This window comes from Paracoccus versutus, from assembly GCF_029909795.1.
GTDB lineage: Bacteria > Pseudomonadota > Alphaproteobacteria > Rhodobacterales > Rhodobacteraceae > Paracoccus > Paracoccus versutus.
Genome location: NZ_CP038197.1, coordinates 773,346 through 794,918, shown reverse-complemented (window position 1 = coordinate 794,918; position 21,573 = coordinate 773,346). Strand labels below are relative to the sequence as shown.

At 65.2% G+C, this 21,573-nt stretch carries 18 protein-coding genes; 16 read left to right on the top strand and 2 right to left on the bottom strand.

From position 1 onward, the window contains the following. Position 1: 1 nt before the first annotated feature. The 16 genes from E3U25_RS14980 to E3U25_RS14905 all read left to right on the top strand — a co-directional run bounded on the left by E3U25_RS14980 (position 2) and on the right by E3U25_RS14905 (position 20,048). Positions 2 to 1,036 carry a major capsid protein gene (locus tag E3U25_RS14980; protein ID WP_116222321.1) on the top strand — a complete coding sequence of 345 codons (1,035 nt, stop codon included), beginning with the start codon at positions 2 to 4 and terminating at the stop codon, positions 1,034 to 1,036. A gap of 57 nt (positions 1,037 to 1,093) precedes the next feature. After that, positions 1,094 to 1,522, top strand: a complete 429-nt coding sequence (locus tag E3U25_RS14975) for a Bbp16 family capsid cement protein (RefSeq protein ID WP_116222322.1) — start codon at positions 1,094 to 1,096, stop codon at positions 1,520 to 1,522. Then, complete coding sequence (locus E3U25_RS14970; RefSeq protein WP_116222323.1) at positions 1,515 to 1,838, top strand: hypothetical protein; 324 nt, start codon at positions 1,515 to 1,517, stop codon at positions 1,836 to 1,838. The genes E3U25_RS14975 and E3U25_RS14970 overlap by 8 nt, the downstream gene beginning before the upstream one ends. A 140-nt stretch (positions 1,839 to 1,978) precedes the next feature. Beyond that, positions 1,979 to 2,587: a phage connector family protein gene (locus E3U25_RS14965; RefSeq protein ID WP_116222324.1), complete on the top strand. Its 609-nt coding sequence runs from the start codon at positions 1,979 to 1,981 to the stop codon at positions 2,585 to 2,587. After that, positions 2,587 to 4,626, top strand: coding sequence for a phage tail protein (locus E3U25_RS14960; protein ID WP_116222325.1), 2,040 nt, complete (start codon positions 2,587 to 2,589; stop codon positions 4,624 to 4,626). The genes E3U25_RS14965 and E3U25_RS14960 overlap by 1 nt, the downstream gene beginning before the upstream one ends. 1 nt (position 4,627) lies before the next feature. Further along, positions 4,628 to 5,095 carry a hypothetical protein gene (locus E3U25_RS14955; protein ID WP_116222326.1) on the top strand — a complete coding sequence of 156 codons (468 nt, stop codon included), beginning with the start codon at positions 4,628 to 4,630 and terminating at the stop codon, positions 5,093 to 5,095. Next, on the top strand, positions 5,095 to 5,646 hold the full coding sequence (locus tag E3U25_RS14950; protein WP_116222327.1) for a hypothetical protein: 552 nt from the start codon (positions 5,095 to 5,097) through the stop codon (positions 5,644 to 5,646). Before E3U25_RS14955 ends, E3U25_RS14950 begins: the two co-directional genes overlap by 1 nt. 35 nt (positions 5,647 to 5,681) lie before the next feature. Then, positions 5,682 to 7,799: a lysozyme family protein gene (locus E3U25_RS14945; protein WP_147304527.1), complete on the top strand. Its 2,118-nt coding sequence runs from the start codon at positions 5,682 to 5,684 to the stop codon at positions 7,797 to 7,799. A 62-nt stretch (positions 7,800 to 7,861) separates the two neighbouring features. Next, positions 7,862 to 15,013: a hypothetical protein gene (locus tag E3U25_RS14940; protein ID WP_116222329.1), complete on the top strand. Its 7,152-nt coding sequence runs from the start codon at positions 7,862 to 7,864 to the stop codon at positions 15,011 to 15,013. Between the two features lie 69 nt (positions 15,014 to 15,082). Beyond that, positions 15,083 to 18,112: a sialate O-acetylesterase gene (locus tag E3U25_RS14935; protein ID WP_116222330.1), complete on the top strand. Its 3,030-nt coding sequence runs from the start codon at positions 15,083 to 15,085 to the stop codon at positions 18,110 to 18,112. Next, positions 18,112 to 18,399 (top strand): hypothetical protein, encoded by a 288-nt coding sequence (locus tag E3U25_RS14930; protein ID WP_116222331.1) that lies wholly within the window; start codon positions 18,112 to 18,114, stop codon positions 18,397 to 18,399. The genes E3U25_RS14935 and E3U25_RS14930 overlap by 1 nt, the downstream gene beginning before the upstream one ends. Beyond that, complete coding sequence (locus E3U25_RS14925) at positions 18,396 to 18,605, top strand: hypothetical protein (protein WP_147304528.1); 210 nt, start codon at positions 18,396 to 18,398, stop codon at positions 18,603 to 18,605. Before E3U25_RS14930 ends, E3U25_RS14925 begins: the two co-directional genes overlap by 4 nt. Continuing rightward, the gene (locus tag E3U25_RS14920; RefSeq protein WP_116222332.1) at positions 18,602 to 19,252 is read left to right on the top strand and encodes a lysozyme family protein; all 651 of its coding nucleotides are present in this window, start codon (positions 18,602 to 18,604) and stop codon (positions 19,250 to 19,252) included. Before E3U25_RS14925 ends, E3U25_RS14920 begins: the two co-directional genes overlap by 4 nt. 2 nt (positions 19,253 to 19,254) lie before the next feature. Continuing rightward, the gene (locus E3U25_RS14915) at positions 19,255 to 19,452 is read left to right on the top strand and encodes a hypothetical protein (protein WP_116222333.1); all 198 of its coding nucleotides are present in this window, start codon (positions 19,255 to 19,257) and stop codon (positions 19,450 to 19,452) included. A gap of 14 nt (positions 19,453 to 19,466) precedes the next feature. Beyond that, positions 19,467 to 19,709, top strand: coding sequence for a hypothetical protein (locus E3U25_RS14910; RefSeq protein WP_147304529.1), 243 nt, complete (start codon positions 19,467 to 19,469; stop codon positions 19,707 to 19,709). Between the two features lie 135 nt (positions 19,710 to 19,844). Next, on the top strand, positions 19,845 to 20,048 hold the full coding sequence (locus tag E3U25_RS14905; RefSeq protein ID WP_166435550.1) for a hypothetical protein: 204 nt from the start codon (positions 19,845 to 19,847) through the stop codon (positions 20,046 to 20,048). Between the two features lie 116 nt (positions 20,049 to 20,164). Here the strand turns inward: E3U25_RS14905 and E3U25_RS14900 are convergent, their stop codons facing one another. Beyond that, the gene (locus E3U25_RS14900) at positions 20,165 to 20,647 is read right to left on the bottom strand and encodes a hypothetical protein (RefSeq protein ID WP_116222334.1); all 483 of its coding nucleotides are present in this window, start codon (positions 20,645 to 20,647) and stop codon (positions 20,165 to 20,167) included. Beyond that, the gene (locus tag E3U25_RS14895) at positions 20,644 to 20,823 is read right to left on the bottom strand and encodes a hypothetical protein (protein ID WP_147304530.1); all 180 of its coding nucleotides are present in this window, start codon (positions 20,821 to 20,823) and stop codon (positions 20,644 to 20,646) included. The genes E3U25_RS14900 and E3U25_RS14895 overlap by 4 nt, the downstream gene beginning before the upstream one ends. Positions 20,824 to 21,573: the final 750 nt, after the last annotated feature.

The following is a 21,573-nucleotide window of genomic DNA, read 5'->3' as shown; positions in this document are numbered from 1 at the left end:
CATGGCCGAGCTGAACGTGAAGAATCCGGGCCTTGTCGATATTCTGTCGCGCACCGACCCGGACGGCAAGATCGCCAACATCATCGAGCTTGCCGAGAAATCGAACCCTATCCTCAAGGATGCGGTGTTCACCGAGTGCAACGACGGCACCAAGCACCAGCACGTCATCCGCACGGGCATCCCCGAACCGGCGTTCCGCCGCTATAACGCGGGCGTCAAGCAGGGCAAGACCACCACCGCCAAGGTCGTGGACACCACCGGCATGGTCGAGGAGTTCTCGGTCGTGGACGAGGCGCTGGCCAGGCTGAACGGCAACGAGGCGGCTTTCCGTGCCTCCGAGATGTCGGGCCATATCGAAGGCTTCAACCAGTTCATGGCCCGCAACATGATCTATGGCTCGACCGCGGTGACTCCCGACGGGTTCATGGGTCTGGACGTGCGATACGACGATCCCGCCGTGGCTTCTGGCCGCCAGCTGATCAATGCCGGCGGCACGGGTTCCGACAACACTTCGATCTGGTTCGTGACCTGGGGGCCTCGCGCCACCACGTTGCTGTATCCCAAGGGCTCGGCGGCGGGTCTGTCGCACAAGGACATGGGCGCACAGCTCTGGGATGCGCAGGACGGCAGCGGCAAGTTCCGCGCCCTGGTCGACCACCTGAAATGGGACATGGGCCTGTCGGTGGGCGACTGGCGTGGCAACGCGCGGATCTGCAACATCGACGTGTCGGCGCTGACCAAGGACGCGGCGACCGGCGCGGACCTCCTGGATCTGATGATCGACGCCGAGGAGATGATCGACACGGCCAGCCGCGTCGGCATCGACAGCAAGGGCAACCTGGTCGAGGGCAAGACCGTCATCTATGTCGGCCGCACCGTGGCGAAGTTCCTGCGCAAGCAGGCCCTGAACAAGAAGAACGTCCAGCTGCGCGTCGAGGAAGTCGCGGGCGAGCGCGTCACCATGTGGGGCGACATGCCGGTGCGCCGACTGGACGCGATCAGCAACGCCGAAGCGGCAATCACCTTCCCGAGCTAAGAACAGGCCCGGCCCGCGCAGGGCCGGGCGTCACCATCATTTCGACAGGAGGATGCCATGCATCTCGACGCACAAAACCTGTTCTCGGACGCGCAGGCCCTGACCGCCACGGCCGTCTCGACGAACCACATCGACCTGGGCGATACAGCGCAGCCCGTGCTGTCCCCGGTAAAGCTGACCCGCGACATCGGCGGCAACTACGATATCCCCCTGCTGGTGCAGGTGGTCGAGGACTTCGCCGACGGCACCAGCGTCACGGTGCAGGTGCAGGTCGCGGCGGCCAACAGTTTCGCCAGCCCGAAGGTGGTTGCGGCCTCGCCCGCCATCCCGGTGGCGCAGCTCAAGGCTGGGTTCAAGTTTCCGATCCCCGTCATCCCGTTCGGCGCGGATCAGCGCTACATGCGGCTGAACTACGTCGTGGTCGGCACGCCCACTGCGGGCAAGATCACGGCTGGCATCGCTGCGGGGCTCCAGACCAATGGCTGATGAGCGCAAGATGTGGGTCGTGGCCAAGTCGCGGGGGCAGTCGCCCGACCGGCTTTGGCACGCCCCCGAGGACGGCCCGTTTCGCATCGAGGCGGGCCTGTTCTCCGAACGCTGGATGCGCGAGGCGACCGAGGCCGAGGTGTTCGAGTCCACGGGCCAATCGCCCGAGCCGGCGAGCGAGGCCAAGGATATGGCCGACATGTCCGACGACGAGCTGCGCGCGCATTACGAAATGGTCATGGGCGAGAAGCCCCACCACGCGATGAAGCGCGAGACGATGATCGAGCGCGTCACCGAGAGGCTGAACGCCGACTGATTGTCCGCCCGGTCCTGTAGTGGGGCCGGGCTTTCCTGGAGGCCGCCATGCTCATCATCCTCGCCATGAACTATGCCGCCGCCGTGATCGCCCTCCAGGCGGCGGGGCTGTGGATCGACCCGCGATAACCGGAGCACCCGATGCAATCTGCCATCGCCATTTGCAATGTCGCGCTGACCACATACCTGGGGTCCAGGACCATCACGGCATTCGAGGAAACCTCGCCCGAGGCGGTGCAGTGCAAGCTGCACTATGACCGCATCCGCCGGTCGCTGCTGGAACGCTGGCCCTGGGTCTTTGCCTCGCGCCGCGAAAAGCTGGTCGAGGAGACGCTGAACGACCGGGCCGGCGCGTGGTCCTATCGCTATGCCCGGCCCGGACACATGGCGGCGATCCGCTGGGTTAACGATGTCACCGCGGCGCGCATGGCGATGCAGATGGGCCAGTCGCCCGACACGCTGCGCGAGGTGACGGCGGATTCGATCTATTCCGACGTGCCGGGGGCCGTGATCGAATACACGCGCGACGAGACGGACCCGACGGTGTTTTCCGCAGGTTTTGCCGACACGCTGGCCGCCCACCTGGCCGCCGCAATCGCGATGCCGATCACGAGGGACGCGGCGAAGGTGACAGGTGCCAAGCGCGAGGCGACAGAGTTGCTCGACCAGGCCATGGTTGCCGATTTCAACAGCCGGCCCGCGACCGAACAGACCTTCTATCCCATGCAGTTGCGCGTGAGGGGCTTCTGATGCCGGCCGCCCGCATCCAGCCCTCCTTCGCCTCTGGCGTCCTTGGTCCGGCGCTCTGGGGCCGCATCGACCTGGCGCGCTACGACACAGCGTTGCGCAAGGGCCGCAACGTATTCGTCCACGCCCACGGCGGCGTCAGCAACCGGCCGGGCCTGCGGTTCGTCTGCGAGGTCATGGACAGCGCGCATCGCCACCGGCTTCTGCCCTTCGTGCGGGAAGCCGACGACGCCTCGATCCTGATCATGGGCCAGAACGAGATGGGGTTCGTGAAGAACGGCGCGCGGCTCCAGTCCGGCGGCGTGGATTACACCATCGCCACGCCATGGACGGCGACACAGGCGCAGGCGCTGGATGCCGTGCAATCCGTCGACGTGATCTTTGCCGCCCACCGAGAGGTGGCCCCGCGCCGCATCATGCGCAACGGCGAGACGGATTGGAGCATCGCAACGGTGCCGATCAATCCGACCGTGGCGGCGCCGACGATCAGCAGCGTGACGCCGCGCAACAGCGGCGGCGAAACCTATCGCTATCGCGTGACGGCGGTGGTGGGCGGCGTCGAAAGCTTCCCCTCTGCGGCGGAAGCGACGACCGCAGCGCAGCTTCTTAGCATCGAGGGGGCATCCAACGACGTTTCATATTCCGCCGTCCCTGGCGCCACAGAATATCGCGTCTATCGGCTGCGGAATGGCGTCCCAGGCTATATCGGATTTGCCACCGGAACCAACTTCCGGGACGATAATATCTCGCCCGATACCACGGTAACGCCGCCGATCCAGGCGGACCTTTTCGACGAGGCCGGAAAATATCCCTCCGTCGTCTCGATCTACCAGCAGCGCCTGGCCTTCGGCGCGAGCGACGAGCAACCGGAGACGGTCTGGCTGTCCCGAGTCGGCGATTACCTGAACTTCACCCGGTCGCAGAACATGACCTCTTCCGACCGGGCCGAGTTCGACATGGCAGGCGAGCAGCTGAACCGCATCCGCGCCATGCTCCAGCTGCGCGAGCTGCTGGTGTTCACCAGTGCGGGCGAGTTCTCCGTTTCCGGGCCTGACGGCGGTTTCGATGCTCTGAATCCCATCGTCACCCAGCACGGCTATATCGGCAGCGCGACGGTCAAGCCGCTGGTGGCCGACGACACGGTGCTGTTCGTCGACCGCTCCGGCCGGGGCGTGCGCGATCTGCGTTATACCTACGAAAGCGACGGCTATTCCGGCAATGACCTGACCATCTTCGCCTCTCATTTCCTTAAGGGTCGCCGCATCGTCAGCTGGGCCATGGCCAAGAACCCCTGGTCCATTATCTGGGTCGCGCTGGACGACGGACGGCTGCTGGCGCTGACCTACAAGCGCGAGCATCAGGTCTGGGGCTGGACCGACATGGACATCGACGGCGCGGTGGAAAGCGTGGCCTGCGTGCCCGAGGGGGCGAACGACGCCACCTATCTTATCGTGCGGCGCGAAGTCGACGGCCAGCAGCGGCGCTATGTCGAGCGGTTCGACGACAGAGATTTCGCCACCGCGGCGGATGCGTTCTTCGTCGATTGCGGCATCACCTATGCCGGCGCGCCGGCCACCACGGTTTCGGGGCTCGATCACCTGGAGGGGCGCGAGGTCGTCGCCCTGGCCGACGGGGACGTGATTACCGGCCTGACGGTCACGGGCGGCGCGGTCACGTTGCCGCACCCGGCCAGCAAGGTGCATGTCGGCCTGCCGTTCACGGCTGAGATAGAAACCTTGCCACCGGCCATCCAGTTCGATGATGTCGGCGCGTCGCGTGGCCGCCCGCACAGCGTCAGTGCGGTGCGCATCCAGATGGAGAACACGCGCGGCATAAAGGTGGTGACAGAGGACGGGCGCGAAAGCGAGCTGGTGCAGACGGGCGGCGATCTGGCCGAAGAAATCCCGCTCTGGACAGGCATGCACGAGCTGACCGTGCCGGCGCAATGGAACCGGGACGGCACGGTGGCCCTGCGGCAGGATTACCCGCTGCCCATGACGGTGCTTGCCATCTCGGTCGAACTCAGCATCGGCAGGAACTGACATGGCGGTCACGGTCGCGCCCGTCACCGCCGACGTGATCGACGCCCTGCTGCCGCGCCTGCGCCCCATAGACCGCCTGGAGCTGGACTGCATGGGGACGGGCGACGCGCGGGCCGATCTGCTGCGGCTGGTTGCCGGGTCGCGCCGGTCCCGCGCAGCATACATGGATGGCGATCTGGTCTGTATCTTCGGGGTGAAGGCGGCGACGGCCATGTCCGACACCGGCTTTCCCTGGGCGCTGACCACGCGCGCCGTGGACTTGCCGCAGGTGCGTCGCGAGTTCGTCGCGGGGTCGCGGGTCGGGGTGGAATGGCTGGGGCAGGACTTCCGCCGGCTCTGGAACTTGGTGGCCGAGGAGAACCTGGTCGCGCGGCGCTGGCTCCGCTGGATCGGCTTCCGGTTCGACGCGGAAAAGACGGTGGTGTTGCAGGGGCATCGCTTCCTGCATTTCGAGATGGAGATGATCTGATGTGCCTTGATCCGCTGACCGCCGCACTGACCGCCGCCACTTCGTCCGGGGGAGGCGGCCTGTTCAGTAGCCTGGGATCGCTGTTCTCCGTCGGCTCCGGCGTAGTCGGCGCCTATTCCTCGATCCAGTCGGGCAGGGCGGCGCAGGCCGCAGCCGAGGCCACGGCGCGCCAGCAGGAAGCCGCCGCGCGGGAATCGCTGCGCCAGGGCGAGGATGAGTCCGAGCGCAAGCGCCGGGCCGGGGCGGCCGTGCTGGCGCAGCAGCGCGTGGCGATGGCGGCGAACGGCGTCGATGTCAGCTCGGCCTCGGCCATCGAACTGCTGGACGATACCAAGGCCGCCATCGAGGACGACGCTTTCGCGATCCGGCAGAACTTCCGCAACCAGGCGGGCAACTATTCCCAGATGGCGGCCAACAGCCGCACCGAGGGCGCCAATGCCTTGTCGCAGGGGCGCTGGGGCGCAGCCAGCACGATCCTGTCGACCGGCGCCAAGGTGGGCGAGAAATACAGCCAATGGGCGCGTGACCGTGCAACTCCGAGGTATGCGTGATGGCAATGAGGGTTCCGACCTATGAGCGCCGCGAGGTGGTGCAGGCGCAGCGACCCGTGGGCGTGGCAGCGCGCCAGTCCGGTTTCGGGCAGGTCGCCAAGGGCCTGGCAGATGTCGGGCAGATGTTCGACCAGTGGCAGGCGGATGTGGACGAGGCCGACGCGAAGGCGGCGGATACGCGCTATTCCGACCTGGTGCGCAAGACGCTCTACGAGGACGGATCGGGCTATCTCTATGCCCAGGGCGGCGATGCCTTGTCCCGGCGCAAGGAAGCGGCCGAGACGCTGCAAAAGAGCTATGACGACATTCTGGGCGGTCTGTCGCCCCGAGCCCGGGACATGGTGCAGTCTTCGCTGGAGAACCGGCGCCAGTCTGCGCTGACCTCGGTGGACCGGCACGCTGGCGGCGAGCGGATCACCTACCTGAACGGGCAGGCCGACGCGCGGGTGAGGTCGGCCATTGACGATGCGGTCATCGACCCAGGTCATATCGACCGCTCGCTCAGCATCGCGCGCAACGAGATTCGCGAAACTGGCGCGCGCAATGGCTGGTCGCCGGAACAGACGGCGGCGAAGATCGCAGAGGCCGAGGGCTCGATCCACGGCGGTATCGTTGCCCGGCTTGCCAACGTCGATCCACGTCAGGCGCTCGATTATCTCAATGCCCATCGGGACAGCATGAGCGCGGGCGACGTTGCCCGGCTTGAGGGCGTGCTTTTGCCCGAGGCGAAGCGGCGGCGCGGGCGTGAGATTGGGCGCAGCATGGCGCAGGACGCGGCCGGCGGCATCAGCGACGGTTACTATGCATCGATCCGTGCCGCAGAAAGCGGGGGCAACGACTCGGCGAAGAACCCGAACTCGACCGCCACGGGTCGATACCAATTCACCGCCGGCACATGGTCGCAGCTCATGCGCAACCGTCCCGACCTTGGGCTGACCGAGAACGGCAGGCTTGATCCGGCCCAGCAGGAACGCGCGATCCGGGCGTTCACAGAGGCGAACGCAAAGATCCTTGTCCGGGGTGGCGTGGCCATCACCAATGGCACGCTTTACGCAGCACACTTCCTCGGCGCCGGCGGCGCGCTCAAGGTTCTGACCGCCGGCATGGCCGAATCCGTTGCCGATATCGTCGGCCCGGCCGTGGTGCGAGCCAACGAGTTCCTGCGCGGCATGTCGGTGGCGGATTTCCTGTCCTGGGCGGAAAAGAAGGCTGGTGGGACGCAGATGCCGATGGGCGGGTTCTCGGCGCCGTCTTGGAGCGAAACCGGCGCCCGGCAGCCAAGGCCCGATCCCGTGACGCAGATCCTCCAGATGGATGACCCCGACGAGCGCGCCGCAGCATTGCAGGAATACCAGCTCTGGACCGGGCAGATGGCCGCGCAGCAGAAAGCCGCCCAGGATGCGGCGCAACGTGCGGGATTCGCGCTGATCGAGCAAGGCGGCGACATCGACGGCCTGACGCTCGACCAGAAACTGGCCATCGGCCAGGAAGGCATGTCCAGCCTGCGCACCTATCAGGCCAAGGTTCGCGCCGGTGAGCCGGTGAACACCGATTCCGAACTGTTCGTCGAACTGACCCGCGAGGCGGCCACTGACCCCCGCAGCTTCGCGGCGCGCGACCCTCTGGAATGGCGCAATCGCCTGAGCGACACGGATTTCAAGGCGTTCGTCCAGAAGCAGGCCGAAATCACGAAGGGCGAAACCAACCCATCCTCGGCGGTGACCATCTCCACCATCAACACCATCACCAATGATCTGATGGTGGCCGCAGGCATCGACGACAAGAAGAAGGCCGGCGCCAAGCAGGTGGCGAAACTGCAAGAGGGCCTGCTACGGTGGGCGCAGCAGTTCCAGGCGCAGAACGGTGGGCGGATGCCGACGCATCTGGAAATCCGCGAGCAGGCCAACGCCATGCTGCTGCCTGTGGTGATCGATCCGCCCGGACTGTTCAATTCGGTGAATGGCCGGGCGTTCGATATGGATTTCGACGGGGTGACGCCTGCGGATATTGCCGATGGCACGCTGAAAATCGGCGGCGAGCGCATCGAGCCCGAAGTCATAGAGGCTTTCGTGCGCGAGTTCGAGGCCGCGCTGGGGCGGGCGCCGACTCCGCAAGAGGTAGTGGAGGGTCTGGCTTGGGCGCAGGCTCGCTGACCGCCGCCATATATCGACGGCACTTCGCTTCCTAGCCTGCTGGCGACAGAAGCGAGGACAGCATGGCCGGACCTTTCGACGCCTATTTCGAGCAGTTGAAACAGCAGGAAGCGGCACGCACCGCGGCGCGGGTGCGTCTCGATCCGTTGCAGCCGGACCAAGCCGCCGATGGGCTGGCCACGGCCAAGGAGCTTGGCGTCCCGGCGGGGCAGGTCATGGCATTCCCTCAGCTGTTCAAGGATCGGCTGGAGCAACAGCGCGCCGCCGCCGCGCTGGCCGAGGCTCCGAAGCTCTCCGACTGGCTGCGCTCCGATCCGGTAAATGCGGCGCTGGCCAAGGACGACTTGGAAAACCTGTCCTGGTTCGAGCGCAACCTCAAGCCGGGGCTCGACCTCTATGGCGATGCAGTCGGCGGCAGTCTGAACGATAGCCAGGTCGGACGCGGGTTCCGAACCGGCGTCACCGGCGCCAAGCAGATGGGCATGGCTGCGGCTACCGTCCCGATTGCCGGGGCGCAGGCGACCATGTTGCAGCGGCTCGACGCCTTCGACCGAGCTAAGGATATCGACCCGTCAACGCCCCGCTTTCAGATCGCGGAACAGCTCGGCCTTGACCCCATGTCACCGACCGCTGCCATGGTGGCGGATTTCGTCGCGAGCGATGCGGACAAGCGCAAATGGTATGTGGATCGGACGATCACCGCCGTTCAGTCGAACAAGGAACTGATGGCGGCGCTGACCAGTAGCGTGCAGGCTTATCGGGACCAGATGCGCGAAACGCAGGGCCGTGTTCCCGACTTTACGGATATCGGCGACGTAAAGGGCTTCATGGATTGGGCCGGGTTCAATCTCGGCCAAGCGGCCCCCTTCCTGTTGACCACTCTTGCAGCGTCAGCGGCCGCCGGCCCGGCCGGGGCGCTCGGTGCCGGTTACGGCATGGGCGTGGGCGACATCCGGGCCGAGCAGATTACGGCAGGGCAAGACCCGTTTGACACTGGCGCGGTTGGCGCAGCTGTTGCTGGCGCCGTTCCCTATGCCGGGCTCGAACTTCTCGGCCCTGCCGCGCGACCGTTCAGGGGCGCCTCGGGCGAGGTTCTCCAGCAGGTGGCAGAGGGGTGGGCAAAGAGGCTCGGTCGGGAAGTCACCACCGACGTGATCGAGGAGTTTATCAACGAGGCCGGGCAGGAAATCATCAAGGATTACGCCGTGCAGATGGGCGGCGGCGCCGAGGTCGAGCTTAACGACGAGACGCTGCTGAAATGGTTCAATGCCGGCATGGCCGGTGCTGTTGCCGGCGGCGGGCTCAGCACCATAAGCACGGCGAACACCATTGCGGCCGAACGGGATGCCGAACGTGCGCGCAACGCGGGCCGCACCGCGGCGGCATTGGATCGGGCTTCCCAGCAGGCGCAGGCGTCGCGGGTCCGTGAGCGCTCGCCAGAATCCTTCAAGGCCGCCCTGGATCGCGCCGGCGCCGGGGACCAGATGATCTATGTCCCGGCCCAGGGGTTGCGAGAGTTCTTCCAGGCCCGCGACGTGGCATTCGACGACGCCATGGCCGAACAGTGGGGCGTGGATCTGGACACGTTCGCCGAGATGGAAATCAGCGGCGGGCGTGTGGCGATCCCGCTTTCGAACTTCGCCGCCTACCTGTCCGGCACCGATGCCGAGGCTTGGGTGCGCGAAAACGCCACGATGGACGCCGACGAGCTATCGATCGCAGAGGCTCAGGCGTTCGCCGATCTGGTGCCCGAGGAGGCCGCCGGGGCTTACGAGCAACAGCTGGCCGAAATGCGCGCCGAAGACGAGGCCAGGTCGTCCGATCAGCAGGTCTATGACGGCTTCTATTCCCAGCTGCGCGAGGCGGGTCGCACCACCGACGTTGCCGACAAGGAGGCGCGGGTCATGTTCGCGTTCTTCCGAACCATGGCCGAAAGGGTGGGCGACGACGCCCTGGATCTGGCGCAGAGGTTCGGGGTTCGCATTCAGGGCCCGGATAGCGGATCGCTGCCGCGGCGCCGCGGCGCTCTGGACGTCATGCTTAACGACATGCGGGCGGGTCGAAAGGAAAAGACGGGTCGCAGCCTGACGCAGTTCGTCATCGACGAGGGTGGCGTTCAGGACGCGGGGGGCGACGTTGCCGCGCTTGAGATCAAGGGGCTGGTCGCTGAAACTGCGGACCAGATCAGTGAACGCCAGGCGCAGGGCACCATGCCGGGGATGATGCCGGCGCAGGGGCGCGGGCTGCCGCTCGACGAGCTGGGCCGAAAGGCGGTCGAGGCTGGCTATTTCCCTGAGCTGATGGGCGAGGTTCAGGGGTTGAACGATGGCGAGGCGGCAGATCTGGGCGCGGCGCTGCTGGAGGCGCTGCGCGAGGAGGCCAGCGGCCGCATGCGATACCTGCCCGGCGAGGGCCCGGACCCGGCGCGCGCGGCGCTGAATGCAGAGTTGCAGGCGCGTGGCCTCGATCCGGCGACGATGAGCAACGACGAGATTGCAGCGGCGCTGGAGGAGGGGGCGGGTGACACTTTCTGGCAATCGGCGCGCATGGGCGAGATCGAGGCGATGGCTTCTAGCCTTGGGGTCGACCTGGCTGTGTCGGAGCGCAACGGATACATCACCATCAGTCGTATTGTTTCCGGCGAACGCGGCAGCGGGGCAGGATCCCGCGTCATGCAAGCCGTTGCTGACCATGCCGACGCATCGGGGCAGGTAATCGCCCTGACCCCTTCTGCTGATTTCGGCGGATCGGTCGCCCGCCTGCGGGAGTTCTACAAGCGGTTCGGATTCGTCGAAAACAAGGGTCGAAACAAGGATTTCGGCACCCGCGAAACCATGGTCCGACCGCCTGCCGACCTCCGCACTCTTTTCCAGAGTTCCCACGACAAGGGCGGCCGTGCTGCGCTGGCATCCATGAACGGCGATATGACGCTGCGAGCCGTGGCCATACCCGATACGGCCCGCGCGGATGACCGGAAAAGCGCACTTGCAAAGTTGTCCGATGCCAAGGGCGAGTATCGAACCGCCAGCGGCGAATCCGTCACGATAAGCCGGGCGACGCGCAAGATTTTCTCTGGTTCATTCCCCGAGGGGCGCTTGCGCCTGGCCGGTGCGATCCCCGATTTGTTGCAATCGGCTGTGGTCTACAATGCTGACACGCCCCAACGCGCCTATGCCGTGGCGCTGGCTGATCTGGACGGGCAAAGCATCATCGTTCGCATGGTGCTGAACGATGACGGAAGTGGGTCCGAAAAGCTCTATGCGCTGGAAGGGTTCGAGATGGCCCCGATAGCCTGGAGAGACGCTAAGGCGGAAGTCTCCGATCAGGAGCAGGTCGGGGCCAAGCCTGCCATGGGTTCCGCTCCCGGTTTCAATGTAGCAACTGCGGTCGCTCAAATCAATGCGCTGCCGTCAGGCGCCCCCCCTCTTTTCCAGACCCGCCGCGGCTCCATCGTCTTCCCCGCCGGTGGCCCGGATGGTGCGCAGACCGTCATCAACCTGTTCGAGACGGCCGACCTGTCGACGTTCCTGCACGAGGCGGGGCACTTCTTCCTGGAAACCTCGGACGCCCTGGCGCGCGCGGACGATGCGCCGCAGCAATTGCGCGACGACATGGCGGCTGTGCGCGCCTATCTCGGCGCGGAGGAAGGCGTGGCCTTCACCACCGAGCAGCACGAAACCTTCGCCCGATCCTTCGAAGCCTATGTGATGGAAGGAAAGGCGCCGTCTCTGGCCCTGGCCGATGTATTTGCCCGCATCAAGGCGTGGCTGACGCGCATCTATCGCTCGATGGCCGGCCTGAACGTGAAGCTTTCGCCCGAGATTCGCGAGGTGTTCGACCGGATGCTGGCCACGGATGCCGAGATTGCGCAGGCTCGCGCGGAAACGGCGGCAGACCCGCTGTTTCGCGACCGGCCGCCGGGGATGTCGGAAACCGACTGGAACACCTACCAGCGGCTCGCCCGCCGCTCGAAAGAGCAAGCCGAGGCGAAGCTGCTGGAAAAGACCATGGCAAAGGTTCGCCGGGAAAAGGAATCCTGGTGGAAGGCCGAGCGCAAACAGCTGCGCGCCGAGGTTGAGGCTCGGACCAATTCCCTGCCGCAATATCGGCTGATCGAGGCCATGGCCAACGGCCGCATCCTCACGCTGGACGGTGAGCAGCCCGCGCCCGACGTGCGGATTTCTCGCAAGGATCTGGTGGAGCAGTTCGGCCCCGGCGTCCTGGCCGAGCTTTCGCGCGAGCGTTTCGGCGGCAAGCGTGCGATCTATGCCGATGACGGGCTTTCGACCGGGGTGGCGGCCGAGATGTTCGGCTTTGCCGGCGCGGTCGAGATGGTGCAGATTCTCCAGAACACCACCAAGAGGATCGATGCCATCAATGCCGAAACCGACCGGATCATGCTGGAGCGATATGGCGACCCGATGACGGACGGCACCATAGAGCAAGAGGCGGTGGACGCGATCCACAACGAGCAGCAGGCGCAGAAGAATGTCGCCGAGGCACGGCAGATCGCGGCGCAGCTCGGGCGCGACACCCGCAGCATGACTGCGACGCTGTATCGCCAGCGCGCCCGGCTGATGCTTGGCCGCATGACGGTGCGCGAAGCATCGGCCCCGGCGCGCTTCCTGGCCGCTGAGCGGCGCGCGGGGCGCGAGGCCGAGCGCGCCTTTGCCAGGGTCGCCCGGGGCGATGCATCAGCCTTGGCGGCCGCCTTGCAGGCCAAGGAGCAGCAGATCCTCAATGCCGCACTGTTCGATCTGTCGCGCGAGGCCGAGGCCGAGGTGGGCAAGGCCCGCGAGAAGATGCAGGCTTATGGCAAGAAGTCGGTGCGCGAGAAGCTGGAGGGGGGCTATATCGAGCAGATCGACGACCTTCTGGACCGCTACGATTTCCGCCGCCGTTCACCGGGGCAGGTGGCCAAGACAGAACGGCTGCGCGAGTTCGTGGACCGCATGATTGCCGAGGGCCGCGAGGCCGAGCTGATGATCGATCCGCGCATGATGGATGATGCGCGCCGGGTCCACTATTCGCGGCTGTCGCTGGACGAGTTCCGGGGGTTGCTCGACACGGTGGCGAACCTCGATCACCTCGGCCGGTTCAAGCAGAAGTTGGTCAGCGCTCGCAAGCAGCGGGATCTAGCCGCGACGGCAACTGCCGTTGCCGACGCCATTGCGACGAACATTGGCACCGGCCGCATCAAGCAGGAAAGCCGCGGCCGCTATCTCCTCGACCTGGTGCTGACCGCCGATACCGTTCTGGTCGACGTGGATGGAGGCGACGAGTTCGGCACCGCCTATCAGGCCATCAAGGAGGATATCGACGCCGGCTATGTGCGCGTGGACGAGATGAACCGCGAGTTGTCGGAAAGGCTGTCCGATCTGTTCAAGGTTTACTCGGCCAAGGACATCCGCGACATGAAGGTCGAGCGCCATATCAACGGCACGCGCTTCATGTGGTCGAAGTGGAAGGCCATCGCGGTCGCTCTAAACACGGGGAACGAGGACAATCTTGCTCGCCTGCTGGCGCCGGATGCGCACGCGGACCAGCGCATGACGCGCGCTGACCTCGATGCCGTTCTGGACACGTTGGACCAGCGCGATTGGGATTTCGTGCAATCGATGTGGGATCTGATCGGCAGCTACTGGCCGCAGATCGAGGCCGTGACGCAGCGCCGCACCGGGGTGAAGCCCGGCCGGGTCGAGGCCCGGCAGGTCGCGACGAAGTTCGGCACCTACAAGGGCGGCTATTACCCGATCAAGTATGATGCCGGGTATGGCCATGCGGCAGCCCTAGACGCCCGAACCGAACTTGACAAGTTCATGTCGGCTGGCCGGTTCGCCAAGGCGCAGACGAAGCACGGTCACACCATTGATCGCAAAAAGACCGGCAACGGCCGAACGCTCAACCTCGACATGGATGTGGCGTTCACTCACCTGCGCGATGTGATCCGCGACATCGCGCTGTCCGAGGCGGTGGACAATTCCTATCGCGTTCTGAACCATCCGCGGGTCGCGCAGGCTTTCATGGATGCGGGGCGCAAGAACGACCTCGACATGATGAACCTCTGGCTCAAGGACGTGGCGCAGGGTCCAATCGTCCATACCGATCCGCTGAACATGTTCGCCCGCATCGTGAAGAACAATTTCACGCTGTCGCGGCTGGCGCTGAACATGAAAACGGCGGCGCTCCAGCTCACCGGGGTGGCGCAATCGGCCGCGACCGTCGGCAAGCGCAAGATGGCGCGGGCCTTCGCGGATTACCTGAAGCATCCCGCCGAAACCTCGCGCGAGGTCATGGCGAAGTCAGAGTTCATGCGCCGGCGCCAAACCACCTTTGACAAGGACATCAACGACTTTGCCAATGACGCCATGATCACCAGCCCGTTGCGCGGCCGGGTGGCGAAAGGGGCAGAGGTTCTTGCCCGCGCGGGCTTTGCGCCGCTGACCAAGGTGCAATTCTATGCTGTGGACGTTCCGACCTGGCTTGCCGGCTATCGCAACGGCCTGCGCAAGTTCGATGGAGACGAGGGCAGAGCCATCGCCTTTGCCGATCGCATGGTAGCGCGTGCGCAGGATAGTGGCGCCATGCCGGACAGGTCGGCAATCTCGCGCGGCACCGTGTCAGAGAACGCGCGCCAGATCGAATGGATCAAGCTGTTCACCACCCTGCAAGGCTACATGATCGCCAAATTCAACCGCGGATACCTCACGGCCCGGCAGGGGGTCCGGGACATCCGCGCGGGCGAGACGGTAGCGCAGCGGTTTGGCGCGACCGCCGACATGGCGACGAACCTGATGCTGATCTATGTGGCCGAGACAGCCATGATGGGGCTGCTCTATGCCGCCATGGCGGCCGGTGACGATGACGACGAGCTGGAGCGCGAGAAGATCTTCACCTGGGTCTTGGGTGAGACGGTGGGCGCTGTTGTCGGCGGCATCCCCCTTGTTCGCGATGCCTGGTCGGTGATGTCGAATCCGGCGGCGACCGGTGGCGGGGTCTATGGCTCGATCACCGAAATTCCGGCGCGTCTGGTTCAGCAGGCCGCCCAAGGTGAAAACGACAAGGCCCTGCGCCGCGCGGTGGCGGATGCGGTTGGCCTGGCGACCGGGTTGCCTTCGACCGCAGCGATGCGCCCCATCGAGGAGTTGCTGGAGGATAGCGACGAGCGGTCGCTGATCGAGGCTCTGATGGGCCGCAATCCTCTGATCGACTGACCCCCGCCAACATATATCGCCCGCCTTCTGGTTCCTACCCTTCGCCTGACCCCATGCAGGCAGGCGAAGATGACGGTAGAGAGCGCGAAGAACAAGGCAGGCCCCTTCAACGTCACCGGGGCGAGCGGGACGTTTCCCCGCGACTTCCTGCTGCTCGACGAGGATCACCTGCGGGTCATCCGCGTTCGGGACGGGGAGGAAACCGACCTGACCTCGGGCATCGGGCACACCGGGATCGGAACAGCGGACGGAACGGTCGTCATCTCGACCGGCATCCAGGCCGGCGACCAGATCTATCTGCTGCGCGCCGTGCCGAACCTCCAGCGCAGCGATTACAACGCGCAGGGCCGGGTCAGGACGGAACAGGTCGAGAGCGACCTCGACCTGACGATCATGCAGATCCAGGATCTTCGCGAGGCGCAGGGCAGGGCGCTGACGCTTGCCGTGTCCTCCGAGATCGGCGGCGAGGCCGCACTGTCGGCGGCGCTCGACGCGCCGAAATACGCAAACGAGGCCAAGCGGGCCGCCGAGACGGCGGTGGAGGCCAGCCGAGCCGTGCCGCCGAACTACCGATCCAGGTCGGACCTGGCGAACGCCATGTCGGGGCTCATTCCCGAGATGACCGCCTCGGTCGGCCCCGTTGCCTATACCATCGACCCCAGCGCCACCGGCTGGCGCTCTGCGATGGCCGATATCGGCGTGGACGGCGTGGCGCTGCGCGACGAACCGATCAACGCCTATGTCGCCGCATGGTTTGCCGACGATGGCGACAATACGATCTATTTCTACACCTCGCCCGACGGCAAGACTTGGTCGCGGCTGAACGACAGCTTCGTCCGCGTCGGCAACACGAACCGGAACGTCCTGTCGCGCGATCCGTCGCTGGTGTTCTTCCGCGGCGAGTTCTGGATGTCGGTGACGAACTATGCCGAAGGGTCGCATGACGCGGTGATATTCCGGTCGCGCGACCTGATGAATTGGCGCCGGTTCCAGGTCAAATTCGGCCCGGTGCCGAACATCAGCGCCACGGTTCCGTTCCCAGGCGGGATCGTCCCGGCCAGCTTCGTCTGGGCGCCCGAACTGGTGGTGGATGGCGACGACCTCTATGCGTTCCCGACGATCCGCTACGGCAATGACGTGGTGGACGATTACGGCAGCACCATCCAGTCGAAGCGCATTTTCCGCTCGCGGCTCGTCAGCCCCGACACCATGGAGTTCTCGGCGCTGGAATATGTGCCGCTGGGCGATGTGCATCCCAAGGGCACCTATCAGGCGGTCGGCGAGATTGCCGCGCCGCCCTCTGTCCCGCTGCGCCATATCAACGGGCAGTCTGGAATGATGGGGCTGGATATCACGTTCTCGCAGGATTTCCGGGCGGAATTCCCGGCCGATGATCTGATCATCATCCCCGCCGCTGCTGGCGCGACCAGTTTCAGCGGTGGCAACTGGATCGCGGGCGGGTCCACGTATAACAACTTCGTTTCGCGCGTGAACACGTTCCTCGCGGCAAACCCGGATGTGGTCCTGGAGGCCATGATCTGGCAGCAGGGCGAGGACGACCGTAACAATTCCAACTATCAGAGCCAGCTGGCCGACTTCTTCGTGCGTGCGCGGGGCGATATTCCCGCCCTGTCCGGGGTTCCGCTGCTTCTCGGCGAGATGGGGACGTTCGTCCCGGCGGGGACGACCGACATCAACGCCGTCATTGCTGCGGTCGCCGCGGCCACGCCCAACGCCCATGTCGTGTCATCGGCCGGCCTGACTGATAAAGGCGACAGCCTGCATTTCAATGCAGCCAGCTATCGGACGCTGGGGCATCGCTATTTCAGCGCCTTCGCCTCGGCGCGAGGTTCGACCGGCTCTGGACCTGTGCCGCAGCGTCGCGCGATCATCATCGCCGGGCAGAGCAACGCCGTTGGGCAGGATCTGTTCGAAAACCAAGCGGTGATCGGCGGTCAGTTGGACGCGGCGGCGGAATGGAAGCTGACCGAGCCCGGATGGTGGTTCGTCACCAAGGACGAGAAGGCCAAGACCTGCCTGGTCTTCGACGGCGACGCAATCGACGGCGGCTTCGATTATGTCCAGACCCTGACCGCGCCCTACATGGTCGAGGGGTTCAGCCTGGTCCCGCACACATACCTGACCCCCGCAGGCGTCAGGGACCTGAAATGGCGCATCTATTGCGACGCCCACGCCGACCTCGACAATGTTCCGCTTGGAAAGCAGTTCTATTGGGAGTTGCCGACGCCGGGAGCTTCGCCCGAGGCGTTCACCGCCATCAATGTGTCCCATCCCGTTCGGCACGGTGGCGTGAAGAACCTCGCGGTGCGCAGCGATGCGGCGGCCATCCCTGCGATTTACCGCGCGGCAGCGTTCATGCACGGCGATCCTGGGCGCGGGTTCTCCTATTCCGTGCAGCTGGCCAGCGGGGCCCGGAGCATCAACCCCCAAGAGGGCGTGCTTTACTATGTTGGAGGCATCGGAAACACCGTCACGCTGACCATCAAGGACGGCGCGGCGGACGTGTTCCATCTGGCGGCGCTGACCTTCGCGACGGATTCCGGCATCCACGTCTTGCAAAGCCCGGTCGTCGCCTGGCCGGTGGCCCTGGGCTTCGGGGATAACGTCAACCAGGTCGTCACCTTCCGGCGCGGGCCGAGCGGCCTCTATTACCCGGACCTGGCACCGAGGGCGGCGTTTTCGGCGCATAAGGGCGGAACGCCCCAGACCATCAGCGGCGCACTGGTGCAGACGGCCATCAGCTTCCCCAGCGAAGAGTTTGACAGCGGGGCGTCCTTCGATGTGGCCTCCGGAATGTGGACTCCGCCGCCGGGCCGGTATCGCGTGACCGCCTCCGTCCGGTTCACCGGCAGCGTCGCGGGTGCGAACAACAGCCTGCTTCTTCTCCGTGACGGAGCGGTTTACCGCCGCATGTCCATGCAGTCCAACGGGGCCGGGGACATGACGCTGGACCTCACGGCCCTGGTTCGAGCCAACGGCTCCAACGCGTTCGGCGTCGCTGTCGTCCTTGGCGGCTCGGGTGACAAGACGATTTCCGGCGCGGCGGCAGACACCTGGTTTGAGGGGGTGCCGGTGTGATGGCCCAGATCGACAACCGCGTGAGCCTCGGCAACATCATCTCCCTCGGCGCCACCCTTCTGACCGGAGCCGGCATGGCCGCGGCGCTTTTCGTCTGGGGCGGCCGGCTGAGCGAGCGAGCAGACAGTTTCGACCGCAGTATCCTGCAAATGCAGGCCGCCATTTCCGGCCATGAAACCCGCCTGCGGCAGATGGAGCAGCTATCAGCACGGCAGGACGAGCGACTGCTGCTGATCCTGGACGCGGTGCGGAAGATCGAGGCCAAGATCGACAGAGGCGGGCCATGACCCACTGGTGGCGTGCCTCCGTGATCCTGTCCCGCGCCCTCTGCGGTCCACGGGGAAAGCCGCTCTGCGCCCGCATCCACGAGGCCCGACCCTCCGCATGGCGCACGGCGGCCATGCTGATCCTCGACATGATCTTCGGCGAGCCGAGCCATTGCGAAAAAATCCATCGCCGCTGGAAGGCGCTGCAACCCGCGAGGACGACATGACCTTCACCACCTACCAAGTGCAGCCGGTCCTTGACCTGATCGGCCGATACGAAAGCCGGGGCGACTACGATATCGTCTATGGCGGCATCCCCAAAGCACAGCGCCCGGCCAAGCTGACGGCCATGACCATTGCGCAGGTGATCGACTGGCAGCGCCGCGTCGTCAACGCCGGGGCTGCGTCATCGGCGGCTGGCAAATACCAGATCATCCGCAAGACGCTGGAAGCCTCGGTCGCGGCGACCGGCATGTCTCAAGGCCGCAAGTTCGACAAGGCCGCGCAGGACGAGCTTGCCATGCATCTGCTGCGCGGACGGGGCATGCAGCGGTTCCTGGACGGCCTGATGGACGCCGACGACATGGCGCTGGGGCTGGCGAAGGAATGGGCCTCTCTGCCGGTGCCCCGAGACATGAAAGGCCAGTCTCGGCAGGTGAAGGCAGGGCAGAGCTACTATGCGGGCGACGGGCTGAACAAGGCGCATGCGACGGTGGCAGAGGTGGAGCAAGCCTTGCTTGTCGCGCGTGAGCGGTATCGCAGCCGGGCGACAGCTCCGGTGACGGCGCCGAACGCCACCAAGCCTGCGGCGCCGTCAGCGGGCATCATCGCCGCGCTTCTGGCGCTTTTCAAGTCCATGTTCGGAGGGAAGTGACCATGTTCCTTTACATCCGCATCGCGCTCTACGCGTTCTTCGGCTGGCTGGCCGGGGCAGGGGTCGGCTCCATCGATCCGACAGGGCAGGTGTTCAGCATCGAAATTGACCGGCTGGCCGAATGGCTGGTGAGCGGCCTTGGTATCGCCGGCACCTTCGCGGCCTCGCGCGTGGCGAAGCGCATGGGCGGAAAAACTTAACGGGAGAGAACAAGATGACATTGAACGAATTCAAGGCGTGGCTGGAAGGCTTTTCTGACGCCATGGGGGATGCTCCTACGCCGGAGCAATGGGAAAAGATCAAGGAGAAGCTGGCACGGGTCGATGCCTACACCCTGCCGAACACAACCGGCCCCTTCTATCGCAGACCCGATATTGGATATCCCAACATCGGTCAGCCGTGGATTACCTGTGGTCAACCCTCGGTCGATGAGGGGACCCGGGTAGCGGCGACATGACCGCGTGGCTTCTCACCATCCTCGGGGCCATCGCCGCCGCTGTGGCTGCGTTCTTGCGCGGACGGTCGCGGGGCAGGGCGGACGCACAGGCGCGAGAGGATGCGGCCTATCGCGAGACAAGGGAAAGGATCGACCATGCGGGCAATGACGTGGACAGCGCTTCTGACGCTGATGTTGACCGCCGCCTGCGCGACCACGCAAAGCGGTGACGCCGTGTGCGCCGGGACGGCCGAGGCAGCGCGCGCCCATGCTGATGCGCTGCTGATCGACGGTGGCCCGATGAGCAAGCGCACGGGTCTGGTGCTGCTGGACAAGCGAGCGGCAGGGTGCGGAAAATAAAAACCGGCCCCGAAGGACCGGCTTTCGTGGTGGAAATCAGCGCGGTCCTTAGCCCGTGGAAATCCTCCGTGTGCAAACTGAGTATTCCATAAATCGCGGCCCGCATCAAGGCAGCGTCACCCCTGACGCCGGGCGCGGTGGGCGGCCTTTGCCTCGATTGCCGCCAGCAACTGCCCCTTGGTGACTGTCAACGTCATCGGGTCCGTGACCTTTACCTTGCGGCTGATCAGGGCAAGCTGGCGATTTCCGCCGTCGATGAACGACGCCAGCGCGTCCGCATGCGCCCGCTCGTCGGATAGGGCGGCGGTCAGTTGCGCAACCTGATCGGCGTGGCGCTCGATCATCGCGTTGGTCTTGCGGTTGTAGTCCGATGCGTCCTCGTTCAGCATCTTCACGGCCTCGTTCATAATGCGCTGACCGTCCGCTTTCAGCCTCTCCACCTCGGCGCGGAGGCGGGCGAGTTCGTCGCGCAGTTCTTCCAGCTCCAACTCCGTGATCTGGCATATCGTGCCGCGCATCTGCGCGTCGATGGTCTGGCCCGTGATGCCCTGACGGCGCTTGGGACGGGCGTAGACGGCGGAGAAAATTTCGTCACTCATCGCGCGTCCTCCTGATCGGATAGCACAATATCCAGCGGTCCCGCCTCGATCATCTCGACGCGGTTTCGCAACTCGCGCATGTCGCCATCAAGCGCGGCCTTCGCGGCCCGCATCCAGTATTTTGTGGACATGGTAAGGCGGCGTTTCAGTATTTCAACCTCGCGTTCCGGCGTCATCGCGCGTCCTCCGGGGGCTGGGCTGCTACCTTTAGCGCCCTCGACCATGCCTCTTTGATCAGCGCCTCCATACGTGCGCGTTGTGCCCGTGCCCACTCGTTTTCCCGCTCTATCAGCCGGGCAAGGCCGGCGGGTCCGCTGATCCTGTCGCTCATGTCCTCTCCTTCTGGTCGCGGGGGGGGGGGTGGAAGCTTGCGAACCTTCCTCGTTGATTGCAGCCATACGCTTCGCAGCATGACCTGCGGGCGTAGCGGATAATGCCATCGCTTGCCGTCCCAGACGCGCGGGCCTCCCTTACGTCTCTGCCACGCCAGCCACTCCGCTGTCGTCATCCAGTGATCGTCCATGTCCCACGCGATTGCAGACCAGCCATCCGTCTGCGGCCGGCGCAGGGGTGCGTGGTAATAGGCCGGCGGGGTGATCCCGTCGCATCGCTGGCTCATGGCGTCATTCCTCTGTGGTGGGGCTGTTTTCCACCGAAACTGCTAACCCATTGAAAGAAAAAGGGCGGTATGCGCGGCGTTTTCCACGCTATGCGATTGAAATGACTGGTGAAGCCCTGTCCCTCACCGTCCGCCACTTCGGTATAAAACCGGGAACGCCGATTCCCGCCATTTCGCTCCCTTGGTGGCTATCAGCGTCCGCAACAGGGCGCTTTTTCTGCCTGATGTAGATTGCATCGTCGGCCACCTCGACGCGTTGCGCAAAAGCCCGGACGTGATCCTGCCGATAGTCGTGCTTTACGAGCCG

Excerpts from the sequence above, each read along its gene's own strand:
- E3U25_RS14940 (WP_116222329.1), top strand. The coding sequence starts at position 7,862 with ATGGCCGGACCTTTCGACGCCTATTTCGAGCAGTTGAAACAGCAGGAA.
- E3U25_RS14970 (WP_116222323.1), top strand. The coding sequence starts at position 1,515 with ATGGCTGATGAGCGCAAGATGTGGGTCGTGGCCAAGTCGCGGGGGCAG.
- E3U25_RS14955 (WP_116222326.1), top strand. The coding sequence starts at position 4,628 with ATGGCGGTCACGGTCGCGCCCGTCACCGCCGACGTGATCGACGCCCTG.
- E3U25_RS14965 (WP_116222324.1), top strand. The coding sequence starts at position 1,979 with ATGCAATCTGCCATCGCCATTTGCAATGTCGCGCTGACCACATACCTG.
- E3U25_RS14975 (WP_116222322.1), top strand. The coding sequence starts at position 1,094 with ATGCATCTCGACGCACAAAACCTGTTCTCGGACGCGCAGGCCCTGACC.
- E3U25_RS14980 (WP_116222321.1), top strand. The coding sequence starts at position 2 with ATGGCCGAGCTGAACGTGAAGAATCCGGGCCTTGTCGATATTCTGTCG.
- E3U25_RS14895 (WP_147304530.1), bottom strand. The coding sequence starts at position 20,823 with ATGACGCCGGAACGCGAGGTTGAAATACTGAAACGCCGCCTTACCATG.
- E3U25_RS14935 (WP_116222330.1), top strand. The coding sequence starts at position 15,083 with ATGACGGTAGAGAGCGCGAAGAACAAGGCAGGCCCCTTCAACGTCACC.
- E3U25_RS14930 (WP_116222331.1), top strand. The coding sequence starts at position 18,112 with ATGGCCCAGATCGACAACCGCGTGAGCCTCGGCAACATCATCTCCCTC.
- E3U25_RS14925 (WP_147304528.1), top strand. The coding sequence starts at position 18,396 with ATGACCCACTGGTGGCGTGCCTCCGTGATCCTGTCCCGCGCCCTCTGC.
- E3U25_RS14915 (WP_116222333.1), top strand. The coding sequence starts at position 19,255 with ATGTTCCTTTACATCCGCATCGCGCTCTACGCGTTCTTCGGCTGGCTG.
- E3U25_RS14910 (WP_147304529.1), top strand. The coding sequence starts at position 19,467 with ATGACATTGAACGAATTCAAGGCGTGGCTGGAAGGCTTTTCTGACGCC.
- E3U25_RS14905 (WP_166435550.1), top strand. The coding sequence starts at position 19,845 with ATGCGGGCAATGACGTGGACAGCGCTTCTGACGCTGATGTTGACCGCC.
- E3U25_RS14960 (WP_116222325.1), top strand. The coding sequence starts at position 2,587 with ATGCCGGCCGCCCGCATCCAGCCCTCCTTCGCCTCTGGCGTCCTTGGT.
- E3U25_RS14920 (WP_116222332.1), top strand. The coding sequence starts at position 18,602 with ATGACCTTCACCACCTACCAAGTGCAGCCGGTCCTTGACCTGATCGGC.
- E3U25_RS14900 (WP_116222334.1), bottom strand. The coding sequence starts at position 20,647 with ATGAGTGACGAAATTTTCTCCGCCGTCTACGCCCGTCCCAAGCGCCGT.
- E3U25_RS14950 (WP_116222327.1), top strand. The coding sequence starts at position 5,095 with ATGTGCCTTGATCCGCTGACCGCCGCACTGACCGCCGCCACTTCGTCC.